Origin of the sequence: Chroococcidiopsis thermalis PCC 7203 (assembly GCF_000317125.1) — a bacterium.
Taxonomy (GTDB): Bacteria; Cyanobacteriota; Cyanobacteriia; order Cyanobacteriales; family Chroococcidiopsidaceae; genus Chroococcidiopsis; species Chroococcidiopsis thermalis.
In genome coordinates, this window is record NC_019695.1 from 2,404,147 (window position 1) to 2,428,043 (window position 23,897).

The window sequence follows — 23,897 nt, forward strand, 5'->3', positions numbered from 1 at the left end:
TTACCTACCGACCGAAACAAACAAACTGCTGTACGAGCAGTTAACCAGGGTCTATCTCGTCAGCAGTAAATGTTGCAAAACTGTTCAGGGAGATTCCAATGGAATCCGATCGCTTGCTTCCAGTCAGCAAGGTAATCTTTTCGGCTTTTAACGATTAATGAAGGAGGACACTCGACGTAAACCATCTAAGACCGCTCTGATGGAGGATTGCGCCTCCCCTCGATGGTAACAAAGTGGAGGAAGCGATAAAAACTCCACACCATCGATGTCCTTAATTTGCACTGTTCGCACATTTGACATCGCTCTCCTTCAATGCGCGCTCCTGAGCCACAACGGTATAACGCTCATACAGTGCTGTTTCTTTTCAGAAGTTTAGAGTTTATAAAAAGCGATCGCAAGGCTAAATCTTTCGGAGTAAGTTCGCATTCTTTTGCTTTCTTCTCTGCCTGCGATCGAATTTAAATCATAGGAAAGATAACCATAGTGCAAGACAAAATTGCACTATGAGTAATATCAACTTACTAAATAGATAAATACAATCCAATTACTGAATTTTCAATAGAAAAGTAATGCAATCTTCAATATTTTTACTATAGACATTCCAAAGTTTAATGCTGTGAAGACAACACATCATCATTTGCAGTTTCTCCAAACATCTGAGAGAATGCGGGAATGAGTAATAACATCTTGGTAACGGGCGCTACAGGCAATGTTGGTTCTGAAGTTGTGCGTTTGCTGAGCAAACGGGGATATTCAGTCAAAGCGGCTGTACGAAGTCATTCTGCTTCGCGCATTCACCTACCTTCTGGTATAGAGTCTGTTGCTTTTGATTTTGAGCAAACCCAGACTTTTGAGCCTGCTTTTCGGGGGATTAATACATTGTTCTTGGTCAGACCACCGGCGATTTCGCAGGTGAAGAAATATATCTATCCCGCGCTGACAATAGCCCAAGCAACAGGTGTCGATCGCATTGTCTTTCTATCTCTCCTGGGAGCAGAACGCATGGCGATCGTTCCCCACGCTAAGATCGAAGCCTACATTAAATCTCTTGGTCTAGTGTATACCTTTCTGCGGGCAAGTTTCTTCATGCAGAACTTGAGTACAACGCATAGTCAGGATATTAGAGATCGCAACGAGATTTTTGTCCCAGCAGGTAAAGGTAAGACAAGTTTTATTGACGTGCGGGACATTGCCACTGTCGCCGTAAAAGTGATGACTGAACCAGGACATGAGGATCGAGCATATCCGCTGACTGGAAGCGAGGCACTGGACTATTATGAAGTCGCCGAGATCTTTACAAATGTTTTAGGAAGACAAATCGTTTACACTCATCCTTCTTTCTTAAAATTTGCCCGGAAAATGTATGTTCGAGGGTTACAGCCTGGATTGATTGTGGTAATGCTGGGAATTTACACTACAGCACGCTTGGGGTTGGCAGCAAAAGTTACCGAAGATGTCAGACATTTGTTGCAGCGATCGCCTATTAGTATGGAAGAGTTCGTGCGGGATTATCGAGCAAGTTGGATGTGACAAAGCCAGCACCAACTGTAATTGAGAATGAGACCCTCCTATAAAGGTGTCGCTTGCTTAAAAGCACGGGCGATCGCCTTCCACGCCTCCTTGCGTCTCATGTTTGCATCAAGTGGTAAGGGACGTACCGCTCCCCCATCTCGGCGTGCTTGCCTCTGGGACAGCCAAGTGTAGCGATCGCTCAGTCCCCAAGTGATGACGGCAATGACCTCTGGCTCATCTAATACCACGGACAGATACTCTTGATAAATTCCGGCAACTAGGCGATCGCGGAGATGAATATCTGATGGCAGGTGTTTGTCTGTCACATCCAGTTCGGTAATTAGAATTTTCAGACCGAGACTTGCAACATCCTTCAGAAAAGCCCTTAATTGACTAGGGTTAAAGCGAGTCTCTCCCCCCCATAAGTGAGCTTGAATACCAAGAGCCTGCACGGGAGTTCCCTGAGATCTCAAACGCTCTAGTAACTTTAAAACAGCAGTTCTCTTTGCTTCATCTTTAGGCGTGTCATACTCCATACCATAATCGTTGTAAACTAGTAATGCCTACGGGTCTGCTGTAGATGCGGCGCGAAACGCTAGATCGAGATAATCGGAACCCAAAAACCTCAACCACGGCGTAATTCGCAAACTATCAGACCGTCCATCCTCGGGAAAAACTGCCTCGTTGACCACATCCCAGGAATGCATCTGTCCGGCATAATGCCCAGCAACTTTTGTGATGTGTTCCAGCATTATCTGTCTGGCATTCCGATGGTTGACCGTCGATTTAAACCATGATGGTAATCGGGCGTGCCATAACAAGGTGTGTCCGCGAAAAAGTAGATTGTGAGTTTTGGCAAACTGAGCTAGGCGATCGCTGCGCGTAAAGTCAAAACGGTTTGGACTAGGGCGAAGACTTTTCCACTTCAATTCATCTTCTGGCACGAGCATGGCACACTCTCGAACAAAGCTGCTGGCAAATTGCGGATTGGATGACAGCATGTATTCTTGCGTAGCAGCTCCATAGATTAATCCCTTCGCTGCTGCCCATTCGCGTAAAGAAGCATTCTCGATCGCTGCGTCTGTATCCGCCGTTAATATCTGCCGATCGTACCCAGCCTGAGCTTGACTAGCGCCAGCACCTATACCTGCTAAAGCGCCCAAACCTAATAAAAACCTACGTCTGCCAGTCATCGTTCTTTAACTAATAACTCAGTGGCAAATAGCCTCAAGATCAACCAAGGCTCAATTGAGTAGCGCCGCCAGAGCCGTTGCGGTTCAGCCAGCAAGCGAAACAACCACTCTAGACCGAATTGTCCCGCCCATCTAGGGGGAGTTGGTACGGCTCCTGCTACGTAGTCCATAGCAGCTCCAGCAGTCAAAATCGCATTGGCAGACAGTCGATCGAGGTTATCTAGTATCCAGTGTTCTTGTCGAGGCATACCCATACCCAACATCAGTACGTGCGGTTGGTAAGCGGCGATCGCGTCCAAAACGGCTCGGTTTTCTGAACTGCTCGGATGTACGTCAAAATAACCGTGAGCTGTAGCTAATTGCAAGCCAGGAAATCGCTGTCGTAGTATACTAGCACCCCGCTCGACGACTCCTGGTTTACCTCCCAAATAAAATATGCGCCAACCTTGCTGCGCGGCTACCGCCATCAAATGATCTGTCCAGTCTACATATGTAACTCGATGCTCTCGTCTAAGAGGCAAGCCCAGCAACCGCCCCAGCAAAATTAAAGACATACCATCAACATGTATGTAGTCAGCGCGATCGTAGAAGGCACGCATCTTCGGGTCTTTGTGGTAGATGCAAAGACTGTGTAAATTGTGATTGGCAATAATCCATCGTTCGTCATGCTTAACAGCCTCGGCAATGAGGCGATTGAGATCCGAGATTGTCAATGCATTCACCCACACTCCAAGCAGGTAATAGGACTGCTTCATTGTTCCCTATCCCTAAAGATTTGCTCAACTGTTTCAATTAATGTCCGAACGCGGGCAGTCCAACTGTGGTAAGTGAGGATCTCTTGACGAGCTAGCTCTCCCATGTTTGGTAACGCTACCCGCGACTCATAAGCTCTGACCAATGCCAATTTGAGCGCTTGTTTATCGCCAGAAGGAAACAAAAATCCGGTTTCTCCATCTCGCAGCGTGAACTTGGCATCCTCAAAAGCCGAAGCTAAAACTGGTTTGCCCATCGCCATGTACTCATAGATTTTGAGCGGCGAATGATACATTGCACCGATTTGCATTTTGACATGACCGGAATATCCTAAGTCAAATCCGGCAATATAATCGGGTACTTCGTCCCAGGCAACTTGACCGACAAACTCGACCCGGTTTGATAAACCCAAGCTACGAGCTTTAGATTCCCACTCCTGTCGCATCTGACCGTCTCCTACAACGACCAGAGACAGATCGAAGCCATCTGTTTGCAAATCGTTAAGGACTTCTAGCAAATCGTCTAAACCCTGCCAAGGGTAAAGATTACCGACAAATCCAATTGTGAAGTTATCGAATATGCGTTTGGGATGACGACCCTTGGAGTCAAAAACACTAGTATCTACGCCGTTGGGTAAGACAATGACTTTCTCTGGTGAAATCTCTGCTTCTCGAATGATAATCTCTTTGAGTGCTTGGGTGACGCAGACCAGCAGATCGCACTCTCGGTAGGCTTGAATTTCCAATTGACGTTGGAGATCGCTTAAAACAACATTCTTTCGCTCTGCTTTTGTTTCGTAGAACAAAGGGGAATTAGTTTCTAAGATCCAGGGAATACCGTGCTGCTTGAAGATCCAACCTAGAGACTGCAACGCAGCACGACGCTCGTAAACCAAATCTACCTTTTGAGCTAATTCTTGCGAAGCTCGTCTTGCATTGAGGTTACTCATGTACAAGCGGATTAAATCCGATCCAAGAGTCCGAACAAATCCTGCTGTTACGGCGCGCTCCGAGCCTTTTGTCACCCAACTACGCGGGACGCGATCGCCTACAATAAAAGGATGAACTTGCCATTGGAGAGCTGCAAAAGCTCTCATCACTCCCAACATATGCGATCGCGGTCCGCCTGCTTCAGCATCAGGACGAGTAGAGGCTCGTGGGGCAGCAGATAAGTAGCCAAGCCTGCGTATCACACTTTTGCGTTCCATATTTACAGTTCTAAAACACTGTGATTAGCCCTTAAATTCTGCAAAAATTGCAATGACTGCTTAACTAATTTTTTGACAGCGTTAAGTACTAGCAATATATTGCTATATCCTCTCCGCATTCGTCCGCTAGATAGCATAGGGCTTTAAAGCGAAGATTTACCACTTGCTCGTAAAAAGGATTTAACTTGCATAGGGGCGGAATATGAACTAGGATGCGATTGAAGAACTTGATTTCGCGCTCAAACGGACAACTGGATGGAATTGCCTTACACAATAAATGGGCTTTTTTAGAGTCACGAATCTCAATTCCATCCAACCAAGAACAAACTAGTTCTTTTAGATTGATAAGTTTTATCATCATTTTCACTCCTTTTTATCTATAGCACTTGCGATCGATGCATAAGATTTGGAAGTTGTAAGTCGTAAGTTGTCATTACGAAATCACAAACGAGTAATGACATTCATTTTGCGTGTTGTACAGTTCGATCGGAATGCTATAGATGGTTAATACTAGTGTTTAGCAATTTAAGCTTTAGGGAAAGGTGAGCAATGCCCACCCTACTACATGGTGGGAAGAGTGTTACATCCAACTCGATGTTTTTCGGTGAAAATAAACTGGCAAACCTGATAGTAAATCTCAGAAGCTGTTATCTTCAACCTTGATGTTTAATTTACAACAACAAAAGTGTCAAACTAGGAACAAAAAGGTAACAAATTGGGAAAAGTTAGGATTGCGAGATTGAGTTATGAACTATTTGTGTGCTTACCTTGGGTCGCAAAGTAGTGTAGTAAATATCTTCCAAAATACTAGTTTGACTGCGAAGATTAAATCGGGTGCGGACTCGTTCTTGACCGTTTTGGCTAAGTTGCTGCCATAAGGTTCGGTCGTTAAGTAAGAGCAAAATATATTCAGCTAGTGTCCTCCAATCTCGTTCTCTAGCCAGGAAACCTGTCTGACCGTGTAATATAGCATCAGGGATACCAGAATGCATCGAACTGACAACTGGCAAACCCATTGCTTGAGCTTCGATGAGAACAATAGGAAGCCCCTCTGAGTCTCCTGTAGCAGCCGTTACGCTTGGTGCAGCCAGCAAAAGCGCCTGATTCATCCAGTTTTTTACGACTTGTGGCGGTTGCGTTCCGAGAAAACGATAGCGACGTAGTTTTATCGCTGCCATGTTTTCTAAATCAACCCTTAAGGGTCCATCACCAATTATCACCAGTTCCACATCTGGCATTACTGCTTGTACTTGGTTCATAGCTTGAATCAGATATTTACACCCTTTCTTCTCAGCTAGCCGTCCCACAAACAGCACGATTGGACGACGTTGCACGGATGGATCGGGTTGAAAAGTTTCTGTATCGACACCAATATGATGTACAACTACTTTATTTGACGGAAAATCCTGCTCTAGTAACTTCCGCTTAATAGACTCAGAAACCGCAATAAATAGCCGTGCCTTCTGCTTTAGTAGCTCTCGACGACGCAGATAAACGCGGTGACTCCAGAAGGAGGCTTTTGCATACTTATCGTGCATAGTAGCGTCATAACCGTGGAACGTAACTACGAGCGGGACTTGTAAACATTGCGCTAGTGGCAAAGCGATCGCCCCATCTGGGGCAAAATGAGCGTGAATCAGTGCGGGATGAAGTCGCTGTAAAGATCGCACAAAATCGACAGATGTTTTCCCCCATAACTTATAAGACAGCTCATTTGTCAAGCCTAACAATCCACCTTGGTTGAGGGCGATCCGGCGCTCTTGAGGAAGTTGCAAACCTTGTACGAGACGAGAGCCTACGTAATAAGGAATAAAATCCCGTAAGGCTTCTGCTTGTTTTTGCACAAAGGTTTCTGAGGCAGGCAGGAGATTATTTCTATAAATTAGGACAACAGGTTTGTGAAGCATATTTGATTGTTTTCCTATGCTGAAAATTTCCGAGTTGCAGGCGGTTTGGCTGGCTGAGGCTGAATCGTCATTGAGAAAACCGTTGAAACATAAAAAATCCAAAAAATATTGTTTTGCTGCAAGATAATGCTGTCGGTCATGTTATACGGCAACAAGAATGTCAAAAACGCTAATGGAAACATTCCTGTGGCAGTTTGGTTAGTACGCGCCCAGATCAGCGATCGCCCAAAGTAAATCGAGAATCCCAATACAAATACTGCAATACCTAGTAAGCCTAAATCGAGTCCTAATTGTAAATAACCATTGTGAGCGTATGTAGGTTCCCAAATCAGTACGTTCCATACCCTTCCAGATTCGCCCTGCCAACCCAGCCAGAAGGCACTATATCCATAACCCAACCAGGGATATTTTTGGATTGCTTGCAGCAAAACAGACCACAATTCTGTGCGTCCGGTAAAAGTTAAATCCCGTCCGGTAGCAGCGAGAATTGCTTCCACTTGACTCAAAAGCCATAGAACCATAGCTGCACCAAGCGTCACTGTCATGACAACACAATGCATGAATAGAGGATTGCGCCACCGCCACAGGCTGTAGAGTGGCAATAGAGCGAGAACAATTAGGGAAGACAAAAAGGGTGTTGCTGACGTTGACAGCAGTATTAAGGCAACTGAAAGTGCAAAACCAGTCCATGCAATCCATCGATATCTGTAGCTATAAAGAGCAAAAAGCGAGAACAACACCACGCTTAAACCCATAGCTCGACCCAAAGCATTTTTATGCACGAAGATTCCTCGCCAAGCACCGATGTGTCCCCCTTCCTGGTGAACTCCGTAAGCTGGCAGGGCGATCGCAAACAGAAAACTGAGTACTATTGCTATACCTAGAGTCCACGCGAGCAACTGCAATTGCTGTTTTAAACTGTAGCGCGTCGCTAAGTACACCCCAAATAAAGTTGTCATGACGAGTGCTACACTACGGCGAAGAGTGACTATTGGTGCAACAGACCAAAGCACGGAGAAAAGCGCGATCGCGACTAGTAGGATTAACAGCTTTTCCTTAAGTACGAGTTGCATAACACTTTTCCACCGCAGCAGAATCAGGAAGAAGGTGACTGCATAGACCCCAAATAAAAAAATTTGCATGACTGGATCGCCTTCAGTCGCATCAAGTACAAATCCTTCTTGACGGCGGAAAAGCGAAATTAAAGCATCTGAGAAAAGTAGTAGAGCTAAAACTACAAATCCTTTTTCAAATAAGTTTTTCTGGATGGCAATCTGTAGTTTCATCTTCTATTGAATTGAGTTCAATTGATGTTTATTTCTTGCAGATTTGCAGTTAAAAATACAGAAATTAAACGTTTGAAGTTTCAGATATCGATCCCCCCTAACCCCCCTTAAAAAAGGGGGGAACTAATACCCCCTTTTGAAGGGGGTTGGGGGATCGACTGCCAAGCGACTGCAACAAAAAGGGGGGAACTAATGCCCCCTTGTTAAGGGGGTTGGGGGATCGACTACAAAGCGACTGCAACAACGAACACATGAATTATTATCGCTCCCAAATTTTTAAACTATAGTAAACTGCTCTTAAACTAATTCTCAGCCTTTCTAGAATTGAAATTGAAGCCAGATATTTTTTGACAAGTTCTTTAGCTGATGCTTCCACTCCGCCAGTGCGCCAGTAAATGCTAAGTCCTTTGGCGAAAGATTTATTAGTAAACTTTGCTAATTCTGGAAATCTAACTCTCATCCAGTTAGCCATAATTAAAATCGATCTTGCCATATATTGTTGTCGATCGCTCCTAGCAGTGTAAGCGTTACAATCGTGTACTCTTTGAATAGTTAGCTCTCGATCTAAGAAAAAACCTGAACTTAACGCGATCGCCGAAAATTTCAAGCAGCGGTCAGCTGAGGTTTTATGAGTTTTATACTGAGGCAAGGGAAAAATTTGCTTTAGCAGAGAACGTGTAAAGCACAAACCAGAGGTCGGAGGTATAATAAAATCGACTTTTCCTCGTTCGAGCATTGACGCTCTAAAATCGCATTTTTGCGATCGCGACTGCTTTGTTTCCTCTGTGATAGTTACATATACATTGTCATGGCATATTCGTTTTAGCAACTTACCCGTTTTCATATCCATTACCTTAATGCTATGAAAACACCAACCGATATCTGGGTTATTTTTAAATACATTGACAACTTCTGAAACTTTTTCTAATAGAGCCAGATCGTCGGCATCAAGGAAACAAATAATATCACCTTTAGCTATGTTAAATCCGACGTTCAATGCTGACGACTGACCCTCATTTTCTTTCAAAACTGGAATGACTCGATCTTGATAACGAGCGATAACTTCGCGAGAATTATCGATAGAACCATCATCAACTACAATAATTTCCAGATGAGAATAAGTTTGATTTAAAGCACTTTCAATTGCTTTATCAACGTAACATCCATAGTTGCAATTATTGATAATTATACTAACTAAAGGTCGATCGTTCATATCTCATTACCTTCTCTGTCAGAGCGAATCAGCTAACGCATGAACCTCAGAATGTGCCAAAATAACTTTGGAGCGAGTATGAAAATTGTTAGAGCATAAAAAACAGCACCGATTAGCGTATAGATCGCTAGTGAGGCTGGTAGAGAGAGCAAACTAGGCAAAAAATATTTGGCTGCCAAAATAGCACTTACCATAACCGAGGTTGCCGCGATCGCGATCGCATATTGACGTAGATAGGCGATCGGTTGTAAAGGAATTAATTTACGCACTACATATATAGAAATTGGAAAAGTCAAATAGCTACCAATGACATAAGCTAATGCAACAGCTACAACTCCCCAACGAGTTACTAATATAAAACCTAAAATATTAACTACAGCAGTCAGACAGTTTACCCCCAATTTCCAAGCTGGTTTACCTTTAGCCATCATTACAGTGGAATTGAAGTTAAACATCGAGTGGAGAATGCCAACAAATGCTAATACTTGCATAATTGGAATACTCGATCGCCACTGACTGCCAAATAAGATCTGTACGACTTCAGGCGCTAACACAGCCATACCAATAAAAGTTGGAAAAGCGACGAGACTTGTTAGTTGCGTCACAGCGTAGAACGCACGTTGCAATCGTTCTGGTTCTGCTTGTAGCTTAGAAAAAGTAGGTAATGCGACTTGATTAGTGACGGTAATTAGTAATTGCGTCATGACCAATAACACTCGATAGGCAATGGTGTAATACCCTAGTGCTACAGGACCGAGAAAATATCCGATTAAAAAATCGTCAGTGCGGCGATTAAAGAAATTGATTGCGTTTAATCCGATCGCATTAATACCAAAAGCAAATAATTCCTGGAAGTGTTTTACAGAAACACAAAATCTTGGTCGCCAGTCACTAGCACTCCATAAAACCACAGCTCCTACTAAAGCACCCGCTAACTTTTGACCGACAAGGCTCCAAACACCAAAGCCAGCAACCGCCATAGTAATGCCAATCGTACCAGCGCCTAGAGCTGCCAAGAGCGATCGCGCCGCGACAAACTTAAAAGCCAATTCGCGATGAAAAATTGCTTGCTGTACGCAACTGAAGGAGTTCAACAAAAAACTCAGCGACAGCCATTGTAAGATTGGTGCTAGTTGTTGACGGTTGAATAAATTAGCAATTGGTTTAGCAAAAATGATGCTGCATATAGTTAGTAATATACCAACTGTCAAGTTTGCCCAAAAAGCAGAATCTAGATGCTCTGGCTCTAATTGCTGGCGTTGAACGATCGCCTGAGATAATCCTTGGTCGAGAAAGATTTCCATCAAAGCAATAAAAACGCTAGCTAAAGCAACCAGACCAAATTCTTCTGGTTTAAGTAAGCGAGCTAGTAGAGAAAATACAGCAAAGGAGATTGTCTGACTACCCCAGTGCTGAATCACAGACCAAACTACACCTTTGACTACTTTTTGGCGGATGTCCATCATAGGATACCCTAGTTACAATTTTGATGGATTTAACAGTGCTGTTTTAAAGGCTTGAGCTAACTTTTGCAGAGCAATTAGGCGATCGCTGGGAGACAGAAAACATTTCTGCTTATCGAGAGGTAGATCGAGAGGATTGTAAATCATAGTGGCAGAGGGAGTATTATTAGCATCAACAATGTACAATCGTCGATCTCTTCTATCTCTGAGTATGTCTAATTCGCCATAATCCAGTCCTAATTTTTGGCAAAAACATAAAATTTTACTAATTTCTACTTCAGAAAAAATGTCTTGAGCCTCCGCTAACCGTACCGAAATTAGGTGAGCAAAAGATCTACCAAAGCGATGTTCGACTGGGAAGTATTTTAAATAAACAAAGGGAATTATATATTTAAATACCGGAACTCTTAGTAGTAGTACTTTGCCGTCTTCTACTTCATTATCGATGAGTTTGTTATAAACAATACCTGGTTCTACTGTGTCAATCGGACAAGAAATTATCTTGCCGTCGTGCTGACCGTTTAGGTCGGATTTCATCACGCATTGTCCGGTATATGTCAGCGGATCTACAGTGACGCTGTAACCAAACACAGTATGAAATACTCGATCTACATATGTTTTGCTAATATTTTCGCAGTTTATATTGACAATGCTAAGAATTGGATTTTGAACTGATAATCGAAATAGTACGTAATCCTTTGGGGAAAAAGTTGCATCTTTCCACTTAATGCATAGATCGAAAGCTGCTTCGGGGTTATTAGTGACGTTATAACCTAGAAAGAGGCAGATATAGTAAATTGCCCCAGAAGTAGGAAACTCTGGGTAGAACAAGATTGTTTTTCTATTAGCAATTAACTTTTTAGTTGTTACTACTTGATTTCGGAAAAGATTTGATAGCTGCCGATCTATTACGGTAGAAAGATTATACTTGTACGTTCTATATAAATGAAGTAAGGGAAAAGGTATGTATGTTTGTAGTAGTTTGGCGATCGCTGGGATTGATTTGAACCCAAACAAGCGTAGTAGAGCAAAAACTATCTTCACATACTTACCCTGTGATTTATGTATTTGTGACATATTGACCGTCCAATAAAAACTGGTTTTGGTTAACGCTCATTGAAGGAATAAATAGGCGATCGCCTTCTCGAATCGACAGTTATAAAATCTGCATCGTGTGGTTGTAAATCGATGAATCTTCTTAAATTTGTTGCTATAATTAAGAGCGGATCTACGATGCGATAATATTGGGCATGATGTTGGATAAGGTACTTTGCAAGCAAGTGAAATTCAGTACATCCGGCAATAAAAGAATTTACTTCATATTTATTTAGTAATGTATTGAGGAAAACCAGAGCTGATTTCTGAATACCTTCTTTTTTTATTTGATAAATCAGATTGTGAATCTGTTTATGCTCTGCTTGCGGAACAATTATGTATGGTTCAGCCCATTTCCACAATCTATGTTGTTGAAAAATACATGCATTTAGCGTTCCTTGCGTACAGAGTAAAAGTTGATGTTCTTGCCTATTTAAGACTTCTTCTAGAATTAAATCGACCAAAGACACGATCTTCTCTCTCAAAATTGATGGAACCTTGGGAAGAAAATAATGTATAGTTATACAAGGGATGACAATCTTATCAACACCCAATAAGTAAAGTGTTTCTAGAACTGTAATTAGATCGTTAAGTAATAACTCATCTAAGCCATTAGCGATCGCTTCCGTGCGATCGGGAATTGTCGGATCGGAGTAAAGAAAACATGCAGGCATTTCTTGTTCTCTATCGGCAAGATTAAACTCATAGATTGTTTTTAAAAACTCCGCAGACGCAAGGGGACCCATTCCCCCCAATATTCCTAAAACTTTTTTCATACGTTCCTCAACTTTTTTCTAAGGTTCAACAATTTTGCTTGTTTTACTAGCTGGCAGTGATTTTTGCGATCGAGTACTTAGCCTTCCAAAACTTTGTCAATTCTCACGTAGAATTATGAGTATAGCCATTGTATTTAAAAGAAATTTTTTTAGAGGATATGTTATTGTTTTTTAAATTCCTTTTTCTGAAAGAGACTAAGGAATGATTGAATTTTTCTTCTTTGCTCCAATTATTAATGACCAAACCCAGAGGTTTTTGAGTAGAACGCTCTAATAACTCCTTAGCAGCATCAGCACTGACGTAGTTAAGTAATCCAGGTCGCGCTACAAATAAAACGCCATCACTCATATGACTCAAAGTGAGAGCATCAGCTGCATGGCTGAAAGCAGGCGCATCGATAATTACAAAATCGTAGCGAGCAGCAAAATAATCAATTAATAAAGCCATCCGTGGAGAGTCTAGCAGAGCTATAGGTTTAGGCGGTATGACTCCAGCCGTCAAAATATCTAAATTAGCCACATCAGACTTTTCTATGACCTCAAATCCAGCTTGACCGCTTAGAATATTGCTTAAACCAGATGTATTAGACAATCTCCAAATTTGGTGCTGTATTGGATGGTGCATATTTGCATCTACTAACAGAACTTTACGTCCTATTTCTGCCATAGTTGCGGCTAAATTAGCTGAAATTGTAGACTTACCTTCTTTAGAGATAGAGCTTGTTACCACAATTGTTTTGAAGGCTTTATTAGAGTTTTTTAAACTACTGAAAAAAGTTCCGATACTGAGAGATGGCTTAATTTTTCTTTTTGCGTGAGTGGCTTGAATCGATATACTATCTGCTGGATGTAATAGATGAAAAAATTTTAGATTAGCCTGAAGGATATTGAATGCCTCACTGATGGGAGAATCAGGCATTTCTCTTACAAAAACTGGTGGAATATTTTGCTGTTCATCCTGACGATGACTATTAACTTTTTTCCCAAACTGAGGAATATCACCTACTACTGCGTAGCCAAAAACTTTTTTGACTTCTTGAAGTGATTTAATAGATTTGTCCGTTATTTCTAAAATTAGAACGGCAATTGTAGAAAGAAAAATTCCTGATAAAATTCCTAAAATGACGATCGAAGCTGGTTTGCGAATAGAAGCTTTTGTAGGAACTAAGGCGTTTTCAATTATAGTAGCATTACCTGTGTTTTGGTTTTCTGCCAACCGCACTTCTTGAAATTTCTGTAACAAGGTTTGGTAAGTAGACTGAGCTGCTGCTAGTCTTCGCTGTAGCTCTCGCTGTTCCTGTTCTAATTTGGGTAGAGTCGTGAGTCGTTTTTTAAAGCTAGATTGAGCTTTAGATAATGAAGCCAAACGACTATGTATAGCCAAGCGCGTTCCTTCCGTAGCAGCAAAATTTTCAATCAGTTTTTGTTGACTTTCTCCAATTTGTAAACTCCGCTTGGATATTTGTGTATGAGTCCCAAGTGCTTGTTGAACGCGATCGTGCAATAATGAATTGAGGCTATCTCTTTCATGCTTTAGACTGATAATCGTAGGATTATTGTCTGAGAAGCGATTTTGTTGGACTACTATTTGACTTTCTACTTGTTGTAATTCTTCCAGAACTTTTTGCACCCCTAAAGACTGATTGAGAGAGTTTATAGCCAAGGCATCCTTTGAAGTCATGCCTACTTTCTGTTGAAGATTTACTGACCGAGTAGTAGCATCAGCAAGGTCAGCTTCAGTTTGCTTGATTTTGTTTTCTAACTCCTCAATAATTTTGACTGCCGATTTAGCTTCCTCATCCAAAGCTACGACTTGATTTTTTTCCTTAAATTGGCGCAAAGCTACTTCTACCTGACGGACACTAGCTTCAGCTATGGGTAATTGCTTGGCAATAAATTTATTCGCCGTAACAGCTTCAGTGCGATTAGCAAGTAAATTTCTAGTGATGTAAAGGTTCATGAGTTTGTTGACTACTACCGCAGCTTGTGTAGAATCATGACTTTTATAAGAAATTACTAACATATCTGTTGCTCCAATATTTTTTACATCGAGCTGTTGTTTGATAATTGTTTGTGGGTCTAGAAAAGTGCCGTTTTGGTCTTTTAAGTTAAGGGTACTAATCGTCTGTTGTACCAGAGGAATAGAACGAATAATCTCTATTTCTGTATTGAGAGGACTGCTCTTTGCTGCTAGCGGAGGATCTAATTCTCCTAATTGTTGACCTACTCCTGTTAGAGAAGGAGTACGGCTAACTTTTAATAGGAGTTTTCCTTGAGCTTCGTATTCAGGTTGTTGCAAACATGCTACTAAGGTTGCAAGGACAGAAACTAATCCAAAAGTAGCTACAGCAGGTATCCAATTGCGTTTTAGGCTCTCCCAATACTTTTGCAAATCTAAATTAAGATGTTCTTGAGATTCCATAAGATCTTTTTAATACATAAGCGATAAGTATTTTTCAGTAAGCTCCTGTTTTCTGAGCTACAGTCACAATCGTTTTTAGCAAAATCTGTAAATCCAACCACAAAGACCAGTTTTCTATATAGAAAATATCCAAAAGCAGAACATCTTTAAAGTTAGTAATTTCTGAACGACCGGATGTTTGCCAAAGACCAGTTATTCCTGGTAAAACTTCGTGGCGAATTAATTGAGTTTCCGAAAGTTGCTCAATGTCCCTGAGCGGTAGCGGGCGAGGACCAACTAAACTCATTTCACCACAAATTACGTTGAATACTTGGGGCAGTTCATCTAAACTATAACGTCTTAAAACACGTCCAACTTTTGTAAGGCGAGGGTCATTTTTAATCTTAAATAATATACCGTCATTCATTTCATTAAAGTTTTCCAATTCCTTTTGAAGCTTGTCTGCATTATTAACCATTGTTCTAAATTTCCAAACATTGAAGTGTTTACCATGTAAACCTACGCGAGTCTGTTGATAAAATATAGAACCGGGAGAATCTAGTTTAATTAAAAGCGCGATCGCTAGATATAGAGGTGATAAAACTAAGATAATTAGAACGGCTAGGCAAAAGTCAAAACAGCGCTTGATCCGAAAATCTAATCCTGCAATTAATGGAGGAGAAAGTTTGAAGAAGGGTATGCCGCTTTTTAGTGATAAAAATGCTCCCATTTTCTCCTCTACAATTTCTTCTAAGCTAAGTGGCAAAATATTGAGTGTTATGCCATGATTACGCAATCTCCAATAAAGAAACATTCTTTGCTCTATTTTGTGCCAAGAACAGACAAATACTTCAACTGCTCCTGAGCTAGTAATTTCATCAACTATTTTGTCTACACCATATTTCTCTAATGCGTAAATTGGCAAATATCCTATAATTCTGTAATGATTTTCTTGTACTAATAACTGGGTAGCTTTTTCAATATCTGTAGGAAAACCAATAATGAAAATTGGATTACAGATTGTACCTTGTTGGCGTAGCTTGTTAGTAGTAAAGTTCGCGCACAGTCGTCCAGCCAAAGAGAACAATACGCTGAGTAACCAAGCCCAAAAGAAAGTAGACCAGGGAATGAAATGATGTGATTGATAGGAAAAGACAATCGATAGTAGCAAAAGATGCGATAAAGTTAGGGCTTCGATTGAGCTTACATATTTACAATATTCTTCATTAGAGTTATATAATCCTCGTGCTACCATTATCCCAATATGAGCAATCGGAATCGGTAAAAGTAAGTTATTCAACTTCCAGGGAAAATCTAGAGGAGTGCAAAGAGTCTGGGTGGTATGCCATGCCAGAGATAGAAGTATGTAATCTACTAAAACTAGTATGATGCGTTGCACCCAATCTACACCAATTCCCTTACTTAAGGTTGTAAAGATAGGTGCGCGAAGATCTAAATTAGCGGCTGGAGAAGCGATCTTAACCATCTCTAATTCCTTTCTGAATACGTACTAAGTTCTAGAATTACTATTGTTGAAAACATGCGTAATAGACCTATTGCTTGACTTAATTGCATTACCGTTCTCATAAAGATTTATGAAATTGAATTAATGATTTGGAATCATTTTTTACTTGAGGTAGCATTTTGGTTACTTACTTTTAGTTTGTGCCATCGTACTACCAGAAGCTCGGAGAGCCAACTAAGTAGTACGTGCAATCGTTGACAACTAAGCTATGGCATGAAATCCGTTCTGTTTGTAAGTTTCTTTGTCTTAATAGTCACTACAGTTACTTGAATGTTGAATTTGATACCTTAGCTTAGAGCTAAAAAAGTGAAAAACTTGGAACAAAATCAGACATTATTGATATGGGTTTAATTCCGGGGTTGTGTTGCAAAAATCGGTGCTGAGCAGATATCATATTCTTTTTAGGCAAAATATTTTGTCTTAATGAACCCTAACCATCCCTCTCAGTAGGGACATTTTTAAATGCGAAATTATTCTGCCATGCGTGAAGTCGTAAGTCGTTTGCAACAGGTGTGGCGTTAGAAGCACTCTCCCAACAGAGTAGTGTGCTGAAAGCTTTTTGGGCAAAAACTAGGAAAGCACTTTACTCGTGCTGAAGCACGCCTCTATACTCTAGGTTAGTATCATTAGACCTCCTGCGTGAATACTTGAATTGTCATCCACACGCGCAGCGAAACATCTGGGAGATTCTTCACTACACTGCGTTGCGTACCCTTCGGGAAGGCTTCGCCAACAGAATGACATCCATGATTTTTTGATTCATGCAGGAGGTCTATTGTTTGCATCGTTCAGAGCTTAACCCTCTGTCCGGTGCTTGGAAATCACTTCAGATTCCAATTGTTGAAGGTCGTCCTTAGTATCGATATCATGTGGATTACCGATGCGATCGCAACTGACTTCCACAACTGAGTAAACTCGCATCAACTGTCTGGCTCCTTCGTCCCCCTCAAGTTTCATGGCATCAAACCACAACGAACGAGCCAGGAGGACGGGGTTGCGCCGAGATCCTTCATAGGTAGCTACAACAAAAGAAGCTCCTTCATGGTATGCAGCTACGAGACGACGATAACAAGCAGCCGTCACGAATGGTTGGTCGGCAAGTCCAATGCAGAGAGCATCAATAGATTTATTCGGCTCTAACATCCACAGAGCTTGTTTTAGACTTGAAGCAATTCCACTTTGCCATTGTAGGTTATGTACTATACTCACTCCTGGTAAGGCTGCGGCGGCTACTTGCTGGGAATTGTAACCGACGACAAGTAAAATTGGGGCAAGACCGCTATCATCAGCAGCCTTAAGAGCATAGGAAACTAGCGATCGCCCCCTAAACATTGCTAAAGGTTTAGGAAAATTCCCGCCAAACCGAGAACCTCTACCAGCAGCAAGGATAGCAATAGCAACCTGTCCCATGTGCTTACTTGACGTGAATTGATTTTTGTTGGGTCTGAGAAAGCCTACAGCCGCTACGTCCACTCTTAAGCGCGATAACTTCAGCCATAATTGACACAGCCGTCTCTTCTAAAGAGTTAGCACCAATGTCTAGCCCAATTGGGGCGCAAATCCGAGCCAGTTCAGTTTCAGTGAGTCCAGCTTCCTTCAGACGACGAATTCGATCTGCGGTGGCTTTGCGGCTTCCCATCGCGCCAATGTAAGCTGCTGGTGTTCGTACTGCGGCTATGAGCGCAGGAACATCAAACTTAGGATCGTGAGTGAGTACGGTAATAATGGTACGAGCGTCTATCTGGATGCTTTGGAGATACTGACCGGGCGAGTTCACCACGATCTCGTCAGCTTCAGGAAAGCGTGCTGGTGTGGCAAAGCGAGACCGAGCGTCACATACGGTTATTCGGTAGCCTAATATCTTACCTAGCTTGCAAAGCGATCGCGCAAAATCAACAGCCCCGATCGCAATGAAGTGCGGTTGGGGTACAAAGGACTCAATAAAAATTGCCACATCCGCCTGCCCGCATTCGCCGTTAGCACCGTAGTAGCTCAAGTTTTTCCATCCCTGAGTTAACATCCTTTGAGTGTTACGAGACACCACCTGGTCTAGCTCTGCGTTGCCAAGAGAACCAGCGATCGCACCGCGATCGGTCACTAACATCTTAGCTCCAACATTCGTCCCCTCAACTAACGTACAGAGTGCTATAGGCTGCTCTGATGCTTTGCAGATGGCATCAAAGACAAAATTCATTGGCAGCTCGCTCCCAAAGCACTTTTGCATGAGGGGTTCCACGAAAACTTGAATAGTGCCTCCACAGGTCAAACCAACCACAAAGCCCAGTTCGTCAGCCACTCCATATGTTAATAGCCGTGGCTGATTCAGCGCGATCGCTGCTAGTGCTTCCTCAACGACTGCTCCTTCAACGCACCCGCCACTGATAGAACCAGCGACCTCGCCGCTACTCGATACAGCCATGACAGCTCCAGGTTCTCTGGGACTTGAGCCTTGAGTGCAGACAACAGTTGCTAGTGCCACAGAGTCACCCTGATTCCACCAGCGTTTGATATCAGCAACAACGTTCCTCATTGACTTTTTGCCTTTAGGGGTACATTAGCTGTTCGCGCAATTGGTAAACATTCATGAGCCGTTACGGTTTCCGGCTTAGCTATTACAGATTCCATCTGCATTTTTTCTACAGCATTTTTTTCTACAGCATAATGTACGGCGCGAACGGCGTTTGGATAGACACCACAGCGGCAAAAGACACCATCCAGCCAATCTCGAATTTCTGCTTCGCTAGGTTTAGGGTTATTTTGTAATAAATCCATGAGTGACATAATCATAGCTGGCGTGCAGTAACCGCACTGTAGCCCGTGCATGTTCCAGAAACTTTCTTGCAATGCACTAAGTTGACCGTTTTGAGCAACGCCTTCAATCGTCATGACATTGCTACCATCAGCTTGAACTGCTAAGACTGTACAGCTTTTGACTGATACGCCATTCAGCATTACTGTACAAGCACCACACTGTCCCGTATCGCAGCCACTCTTTGTTCCCGTTAGATTTAGAATATCGCGGAGAAAATCTACAAGTAGCAACCGTGGCTCAACATCTGTCGTATACTGTTTGCCGTTGACTTTGATGACAGTTTGCATAAGATTTTGCATAAAATTGTTTTTCTGAAAATGTGTTTTTCTAAAAATGAGACGCAGAAGCGATCGACATAGCAAAATAGCTTTTCGTTTAGCTAACTATCCCTGTCACCGTGTTCTTTGCTGGCTGCCGGAAACGTAAATTAACCAACCACCACCACCATGTATGGGATACTTGCCACCACTGTCCCATCGTAGAATTTTCGTCTAGTTGATTAACTTGCGGGTTTTTAGGTAGTACAAAATAAATGAGATTTGAAGTTTCCTGTAGGGATTGAATCTTCAAATTGGGAGGAAAGACTGCTCCCATTTCTGCTTCAAACGTAGCTTTTGGATTAGATGTAATTCTCTCATGGAAAGCCTCATTTGTCCAAATACGAGCGATCCACAATGCTTGCAAGCTCTCTCTGTAAGCTCTGGCTTTCTCAGCACCGCAAAGATAATAGTATGTCGTCCACCAAGTATGACCCAACATCCACCAAGTAGCAAGTTGTTCGTACCGATACCATTGCTCTTCTGCTCGCGGAGTTGCAGGAATCACAAAGTAAAATGTATCCTCTGGTTCCTCTAAAACTCTAACTTCTACGTTGGCGGGAAATGTAATATCCGATTCCCGTTCAAAAACGGCTTTTGGATCGATCAGTATTTCTTGCTTAAGTAATTCATCATGCCAAACACGGTCAATTAGTCGTGCTTGTAAAGCTTCGTAGTAAGGTCCAAAATCTGTAACATTTACATTCGACCACAATGTTCTAACTTGAGGGAATTGAGTTAGAATATCTGTAAATTTAGTACTTGCTTTCATTGTCTATTCTCGTTTCTCTTCCTTATTTGTAAGGGTGAAACTCTATGTTTTAAATTTATCGGTTAAATTATTTAAGAGCAAGGACTTTTATTTTGTTTAATGTTAGAATTATTTTGCTGTTTATTATTTCTATTTAATGACTATTAGTTAATAAAATTTTATAAACTAATAGCTTTAACTATAGAGTAAAAATAATTATTTTACTTGTTCTTTGCCCTATAAATCCTATAAAATACCTGTGGAAAAGTTAATTTTGACACATACCAGATACTTAAAAGGTGAGAGATATTAGCATTACTCTCACCTACTTATATAAACTACAACCTTTTAAAACAGACCCTACTACTTTTGTTGATACCAGTAAAAGTCTACCTACACTGGCTGAGCTACTGGTACAGCTAAAAGTCTAGGAATCAGAATATTACCTGGTTGCTCTAGAATAAATCGAACGCAACGAGCCACATCCTCACTTTGAAGTGGGTTTGGCACCAGCTCGTCATAACCTTTCATCCCACGCGATTTCCAAGAGTCGTACAGGTTAGTAGCAACTGCACCAGGCTCAACTGTGGCAACACCAATACCAGAACCAGCCAACTCCATCCGCAAGGAATCAGTAAAAGCTTCTAAGGCGTGTTTAGTACCGTCATAAACCGCTAACTTGGGAGTCGTTTTCAGTCCAGAAATACTAGACATATTGATGATATAGCCACTACCCTGTTGCTTAAAATGCCGCAGTGCTACGTAGCTCATTCGCACTACAGCCTCAAAATTAATCCGAATCATTTTACACAAAGCTTCGATGTCTGCATCCTCAATTGACATCATATGCATTACACCTGCGTTGTTGATGACAACATCCAGACGACCCAATTTTTCTAAAGCTACATCAACCAAGTGTTGTGGCAATTCAGAATCAGTTATCTCTCCTGGTACGATCGCCGTTTCATTATTCATTTGAGCGGCGAGTTCTGCCAGTTTTTCTGGCGATCGCGCTGTAATCAACAGCTTCATCCCCGCCGCATCTAAACTCTTGGCGATCGCCGCTCCAATGCCGCTACTGGCTCCCGTAACAATTGCTACTTTATTTTGTAAATCCATAGTGGCTCCTTTTACTGTTAACTAAATCAACTGATGCTCATGTAGTGTGCCTACATCTCTTGAGTAGCTCAAAGCAAGCTCTGATTCTTCGTTAGAATGCCTTTCAGCTTAGGGACTAAAAAACACTGACGCAAGGATCGAAATTTCGATGCAAGTTGACAATCTTTTGATTTGACTATCTTGCTCTTATGTGCCAGTGTTTATATTTTCAGTAAATAGAAGCAACTTCTTCATTCGCCTCTAAAGACGGCGGATTATCCTGATCGGTGTATCCTTGACTAATTTCGATAATGTTACCGTTTGGATCGGTAATCCAAACCGATCGCCATCCACTGATAAACTCATCAAAGTTGAGCGGTCCTAGAGAAATTTTGGCATCCTTACCCATTTCTGCTAGCTTAGCATCGACATTATCGACCTGAAAGCCCAGGTGTCGCCAGCCTGGGTAGGCGGGTCCATCGTTACGAATCTGGTAAGCAGGAGATTCTTCCTTTGCTTGAATCAGCTCAAGATACATATCACCCAATTTCAGAAACACAATCTGTTCCTTGCCAAGTGGTGCGACCCGAGCGCGTTGGAAGCCGAAATATTTCGTGTAAAATTTTTCAGTTGCAATTGGATCTTGGCAGCTGATTGCCATCTGAGAAAATTTGAGCCAAGCCATAACTTAGATCCTTACTAAAGCTGGACAAAAACGTATTTATGCGTATGACCCATCGGGATATTGAACGACACCAGCAAAGTGAACGGCAATTTTGCCATCACGCAATACCCAATTATCGTAGAAACTCATTTCACCAACTTCACCACTAGTGCTGTGAGTTTTGAGACTTTCTACCATCATCAGCGTATTCTCAGTCTCTGCCCACTGGTTGAGCGAGACTTCCAAATCTTCTAAACTGAAGATGCGGCTTTCAAAAAACTCCTTGAGCTGTTGTCGTCCACGGATGTAGAGCGGCTGGCGATTTTCAGTCAGGGTACTAATTAGTAGCAGATCCTCGGCATACTGGTCGAGCAATCCTTCGACATTCTTGGCTTTGATAAAACCAATATGCTCTTTATAGAGCTTACCTAAAGGAGATGCAGGAATTGCTCCGACCTTTCCTGCATTAGCATACGTGCTATCTGGATACTGAATGACTCCAGCAAAGTGAATAGCAATCTTACCATTTTGCAAATACCAATTGTCGTAGAATTCAACATTGCCGACCTCACCGCTAGTGCTGCGAGTTTTGAGACTTTCTACCATCATCAGCGTATTCTCAGTCTCTGCCCACTGATTCAGCGAGACTTCCAAATCTTCTAAACTGAAGATGCGGCTTTCAAAAAATTCCTTGAGCTGCTGTCGCCCACGGATATAGAGCGGCTGGCGATCTTCAGTTAGGGTACTAATTAGTAAAAGATCTTCGGCATACTGGTCGAGCAATCCTTCAACATTTTTTGCTTTAATGAAACCGATATGCTCTTTGTAGAGCTTGCTCATCGGAGACAATAGCAGTTGTTCCATTGGTGTTTTCATAGTAATCCTTTATGCAGGAGATGAGAACGCAAGCAAGTTTTAGGAACAGAGTATGGCTCAGACTAAGCCCAAATCCAAAAACCAAAATGATAAGCAATTTTGCCGTCGCGCATCATCCAAGCATCTCCAGCATTCACTGAACCAAGATCGTTATTGAAATTAGCCTGGAAGAAAATAGTATCTTCAGTCTCAGTAAAATCAAGCGACTTGAGATCGATATGACCGATCGCTTTCATGTATTTATGAAAAAACTGTTTAATGTTTTCACGACCTTGAATTGTAATTGGTGCGGGCATGTCAGCAAAGCCGTTGAAATAGGTGATTAACACAGCGTCTTCCGTGTAATCTCTATCTACCATCTCATCGACTTTTCCGGCTGCGATCGTCTCTAGATGGGTATTGAAAAACTTGCGCCCAGGAGAAATTGTTGAAGTTACCATTGTCTGACCTCTTTTGATTTGCAGTTAAACTGGATTGATGAAATAGTTCGAGAAATTATCTCTTATGACACTCTTCTATTGAAAATTCCACTTCCACCGATCGCGGATGCTGATGATGGAAGTAGAAAATTTTGCCTTAAAGCCGAGCAGACCCCTCATAATAATCAAGAGAGTCTACAATATACGTCTCAATGACTGCTTTTCCTGTCAGAGGCGATCGCTGCACTACCCAAGTTTGGTAAGCATCTAGAGTAATCCGATCGCTTTTTGCTGCTGGTGGATTCCACACACTAGCCTCCCATTTCACCACCACTTTGACATCAGCCTTATCTCCTTTGGGAGTCACTTGAACTTTTTTTAAGGTGTGAACTTCGTCGAAAAAAATACCAATCACGCGCTCGTACCAATCTTTAAATCCATCAAAGCCGTAGACAGTTGCTTCAGGAAAGCACATTTCTGAGCCTTGCTCAGCCAACATGGGGATATATTCCTCAAGTGGTGCGTGAACGTCTAACTTTGAATACCAATCCGCTGCTAATTGCTGTACTTCAACTTGAGATAGAGCTGCGATCTTGCTTAATGTCATGGTTTTTCCTCTCGATGATTAT

Annotated in this window: 22 protein-coding genes and 1 pseudogene; 1 reads left to right on the forward strand and 22 read right to left on the reverse strand. The window is 42.0% G+C overall.

From position 1 onward, the window contains the following. Positions 1-672 precede the first annotated feature (672 nt). Positions 673-1,530 (forward strand): SDR family oxidoreductase, encoded by an 858-nt coding sequence (locus tag CHRO_RS10555; RefSeq protein ID WP_015154198.1) that lies wholly within the window; start codon positions 673-675, stop codon positions 1,528-1,530. A 38-nt stretch (positions 1,531-1,568) separates the two neighbouring features. Here CHRO_RS10555 and CHRO_RS33770 read toward each other — a convergent pair. The 22 genes and pseudogenes from CHRO_RS33770 to CHRO_RS10665 all read right to left on the reverse strand — a co-directional run bounded on the left by CHRO_RS33770 (position 1,569) and on the right by CHRO_RS10665 (position 23,875). Further along, a pseudogene (locus CHRO_RS33770) lies at positions 1,569-2,705 on the reverse strand (endo-1,4-beta-xylanase). Next, entirely contained in the window at positions 2,702-3,460 is a 759-nt protein-coding gene (locus CHRO_RS10565; protein WP_015154199.1) for a WecB/TagA/CpsF family glycosyltransferase, read from the reverse strand. Before CHRO_RS10565 ends, CHRO_RS33770 begins: the two are co-directional and overlap by 4 nt. Further along, positions 3,457-4,665: a glycosyltransferase family 4 protein gene (locus CHRO_RS10570; protein WP_015154200.1), complete on the reverse strand. Its 1,209-nt coding sequence runs from the start codon at positions 4,663-4,665 to the stop codon at positions 3,457-3,459. The genes CHRO_RS10565 and CHRO_RS10570 overlap by 4 nt, the downstream gene beginning before the upstream one ends. Before the next feature lie 88 nt (positions 4,666-4,753). Continuing rightward, positions 4,754-5,026, reverse strand: a complete 273-nt coding sequence (locus CHRO_RS30415; protein WP_015154201.1) for a Mo-dependent nitrogenase C-terminal domain-containing protein — start codon at positions 5,024-5,026, stop codon at positions 4,754-4,756. A gap of 364 nt (positions 5,027-5,390) precedes the next feature. Beyond that, positions 5,391-6,572 carry a glycosyltransferase gene (locus tag CHRO_RS10575; RefSeq protein WP_015154202.1) on the reverse strand — a complete coding sequence of 394 codons (1,182 nt, stop codon included), beginning with the start codon at positions 6,570-6,572 and terminating at the stop codon, positions 5,391-5,393. A 14-nt stretch (positions 6,573-6,586) separates the two neighbouring features. Further along, positions 6,587-7,858 (reverse strand): O-antigen ligase family protein, encoded by a 1,272-nt coding sequence (locus tag CHRO_RS10580; protein WP_015154203.1) that lies wholly within the window; start codon positions 7,856-7,858, stop codon positions 6,587-6,589. Positions 7,859-8,117: 259 nt separating this feature from the next. Then, complete coding sequence (locus CHRO_RS10585; RefSeq protein ID WP_015154204.1) at positions 8,118-9,071, reverse strand: glycosyltransferase family 2 protein; 954 nt, start codon at positions 9,069-9,071, stop codon at positions 8,118-8,120. A gap of 32 nt (positions 9,072-9,103) precedes the next feature. Continuing rightward, entirely contained in the window at positions 9,104-10,537 is a 1,434-nt protein-coding gene (locus tag CHRO_RS10590) for a lipopolysaccharide biosynthesis protein (RefSeq protein WP_015154205.1), read from the reverse strand. A 12-nt stretch (positions 10,538-10,549) separates the two neighbouring features. After that, complete coding sequence (locus tag CHRO_RS10595) at positions 10,550-11,578, reverse strand: hypothetical protein (protein ID WP_181824306.1); 1,029 nt, start codon at positions 11,576-11,578, stop codon at positions 10,550-10,552. Between the two features lie 62 nt (positions 11,579-11,640). Beyond that, complete coding sequence (locus tag CHRO_RS10600) at positions 11,641-12,405, reverse strand: aspartate/glutamate racemase family protein (protein WP_015154207.1); 765 nt, start codon at positions 12,403-12,405, stop codon at positions 11,641-11,643. 103 nt (positions 12,406-12,508) lie between these two features. After that, positions 12,509-14,827: a GumC family protein gene (locus CHRO_RS10605; RefSeq protein ID WP_015154208.1), complete on the reverse strand. Its 2,319-nt coding sequence runs from the start codon at positions 14,825-14,827 to the stop codon at positions 12,509-12,511. 34 nt (positions 14,828-14,861) lie between these two features. Next, positions 14,862-16,292, reverse strand: a complete 1,431-nt coding sequence (locus CHRO_RS10610; protein ID WP_015154209.1) for a sugar transferase — start codon at positions 16,290-16,292, stop codon at positions 14,862-14,864. Positions 16,293-16,957: 665 nt separating this feature from the next. Further along, positions 16,958-17,116: a hypothetical protein gene (locus CHRO_RS31990; RefSeq protein WP_181245252.1), complete on the reverse strand. Its 159-nt coding sequence runs from the start codon at positions 17,114-17,116 to the stop codon at positions 16,958-16,960. A gap of 10 nt (positions 17,117-17,126) precedes the next feature. Then, complete coding sequence (locus tag CHRO_RS10615; protein ID WP_015154210.1) at positions 17,127-17,741, reverse strand: nucleotidyltransferase family protein; 615 nt, start codon at positions 17,739-17,741, stop codon at positions 17,127-17,129. Between the two features lie 4 nt (positions 17,742-17,745). Beyond that, positions 17,746-18,861 carry an XdhC family protein gene (locus CHRO_RS10620; RefSeq protein WP_015154211.1) on the reverse strand — a complete coding sequence of 372 codons (1,116 nt, stop codon included), beginning with the start codon at positions 18,859-18,861 and terminating at the stop codon, positions 17,746-17,748. Beyond that, the gene (locus CHRO_RS10625) at positions 18,858-19,430 is read right to left on the reverse strand and encodes a (2Fe-2S)-binding protein (protein ID WP_015154212.1); all 573 of its coding nucleotides are present in this window, start codon (positions 19,428-19,430) and stop codon (positions 18,858-18,860) included. Before CHRO_RS10625 ends, CHRO_RS10620 begins: the two co-directional genes overlap by 4 nt. An 88-nt stretch (positions 19,431-19,518) precedes the next feature. Continuing rightward, positions 19,519-20,232, reverse strand: coding sequence for an NHLP leader peptide family RiPP precursor (locus CHRO_RS29565; protein WP_015154213.1), 714 nt, complete (start codon positions 20,230-20,232; stop codon positions 19,519-19,521). Positions 20,233-20,604: 372 nt separating this feature from the next. Further along, on the reverse strand, positions 20,605-21,330 hold the full coding sequence (locus tag CHRO_RS10640; RefSeq protein ID WP_015154214.1) for an SDR family oxidoreductase: 726 nt from the start codon (positions 21,328-21,330) through the stop codon (positions 20,605-20,607). 208 nt (positions 21,331-21,538) lie between these two features. After that, positions 21,539-21,994 carry a VOC family protein gene (locus CHRO_RS10645; RefSeq protein WP_015154215.1) on the reverse strand — a complete coding sequence of 152 codons (456 nt, stop codon included), beginning with the start codon at positions 21,992-21,994 and terminating at the stop codon, positions 21,539-21,541. A gap of 36 nt (positions 21,995-22,030) precedes the next feature. Further along, positions 22,031-22,849 carry a nuclear transport factor 2 family protein gene (locus CHRO_RS33300; RefSeq protein WP_015154216.1) on the reverse strand — a complete coding sequence of 273 codons (819 nt, stop codon included), beginning with the start codon at positions 22,847-22,849 and terminating at the stop codon, positions 22,031-22,033. Between the two features lie 62 nt (positions 22,850-22,911). Then, positions 22,912-23,289: a nuclear transport factor 2 family protein gene (locus tag CHRO_RS10660; RefSeq protein ID WP_015154217.1), complete on the reverse strand. Its 378-nt coding sequence runs from the start codon at positions 23,287-23,289 to the stop codon at positions 22,912-22,914. A 136-nt stretch (positions 23,290-23,425) separates the two neighbouring features. Further along, complete coding sequence (locus CHRO_RS10665; RefSeq protein ID WP_015154218.1) at positions 23,426-23,875, reverse strand: hypothetical protein; 450 nt, start codon at positions 23,873-23,875, stop codon at positions 23,426-23,428. Between the last annotated feature and the right edge of the window lie 22 nt (positions 23,876-23,897).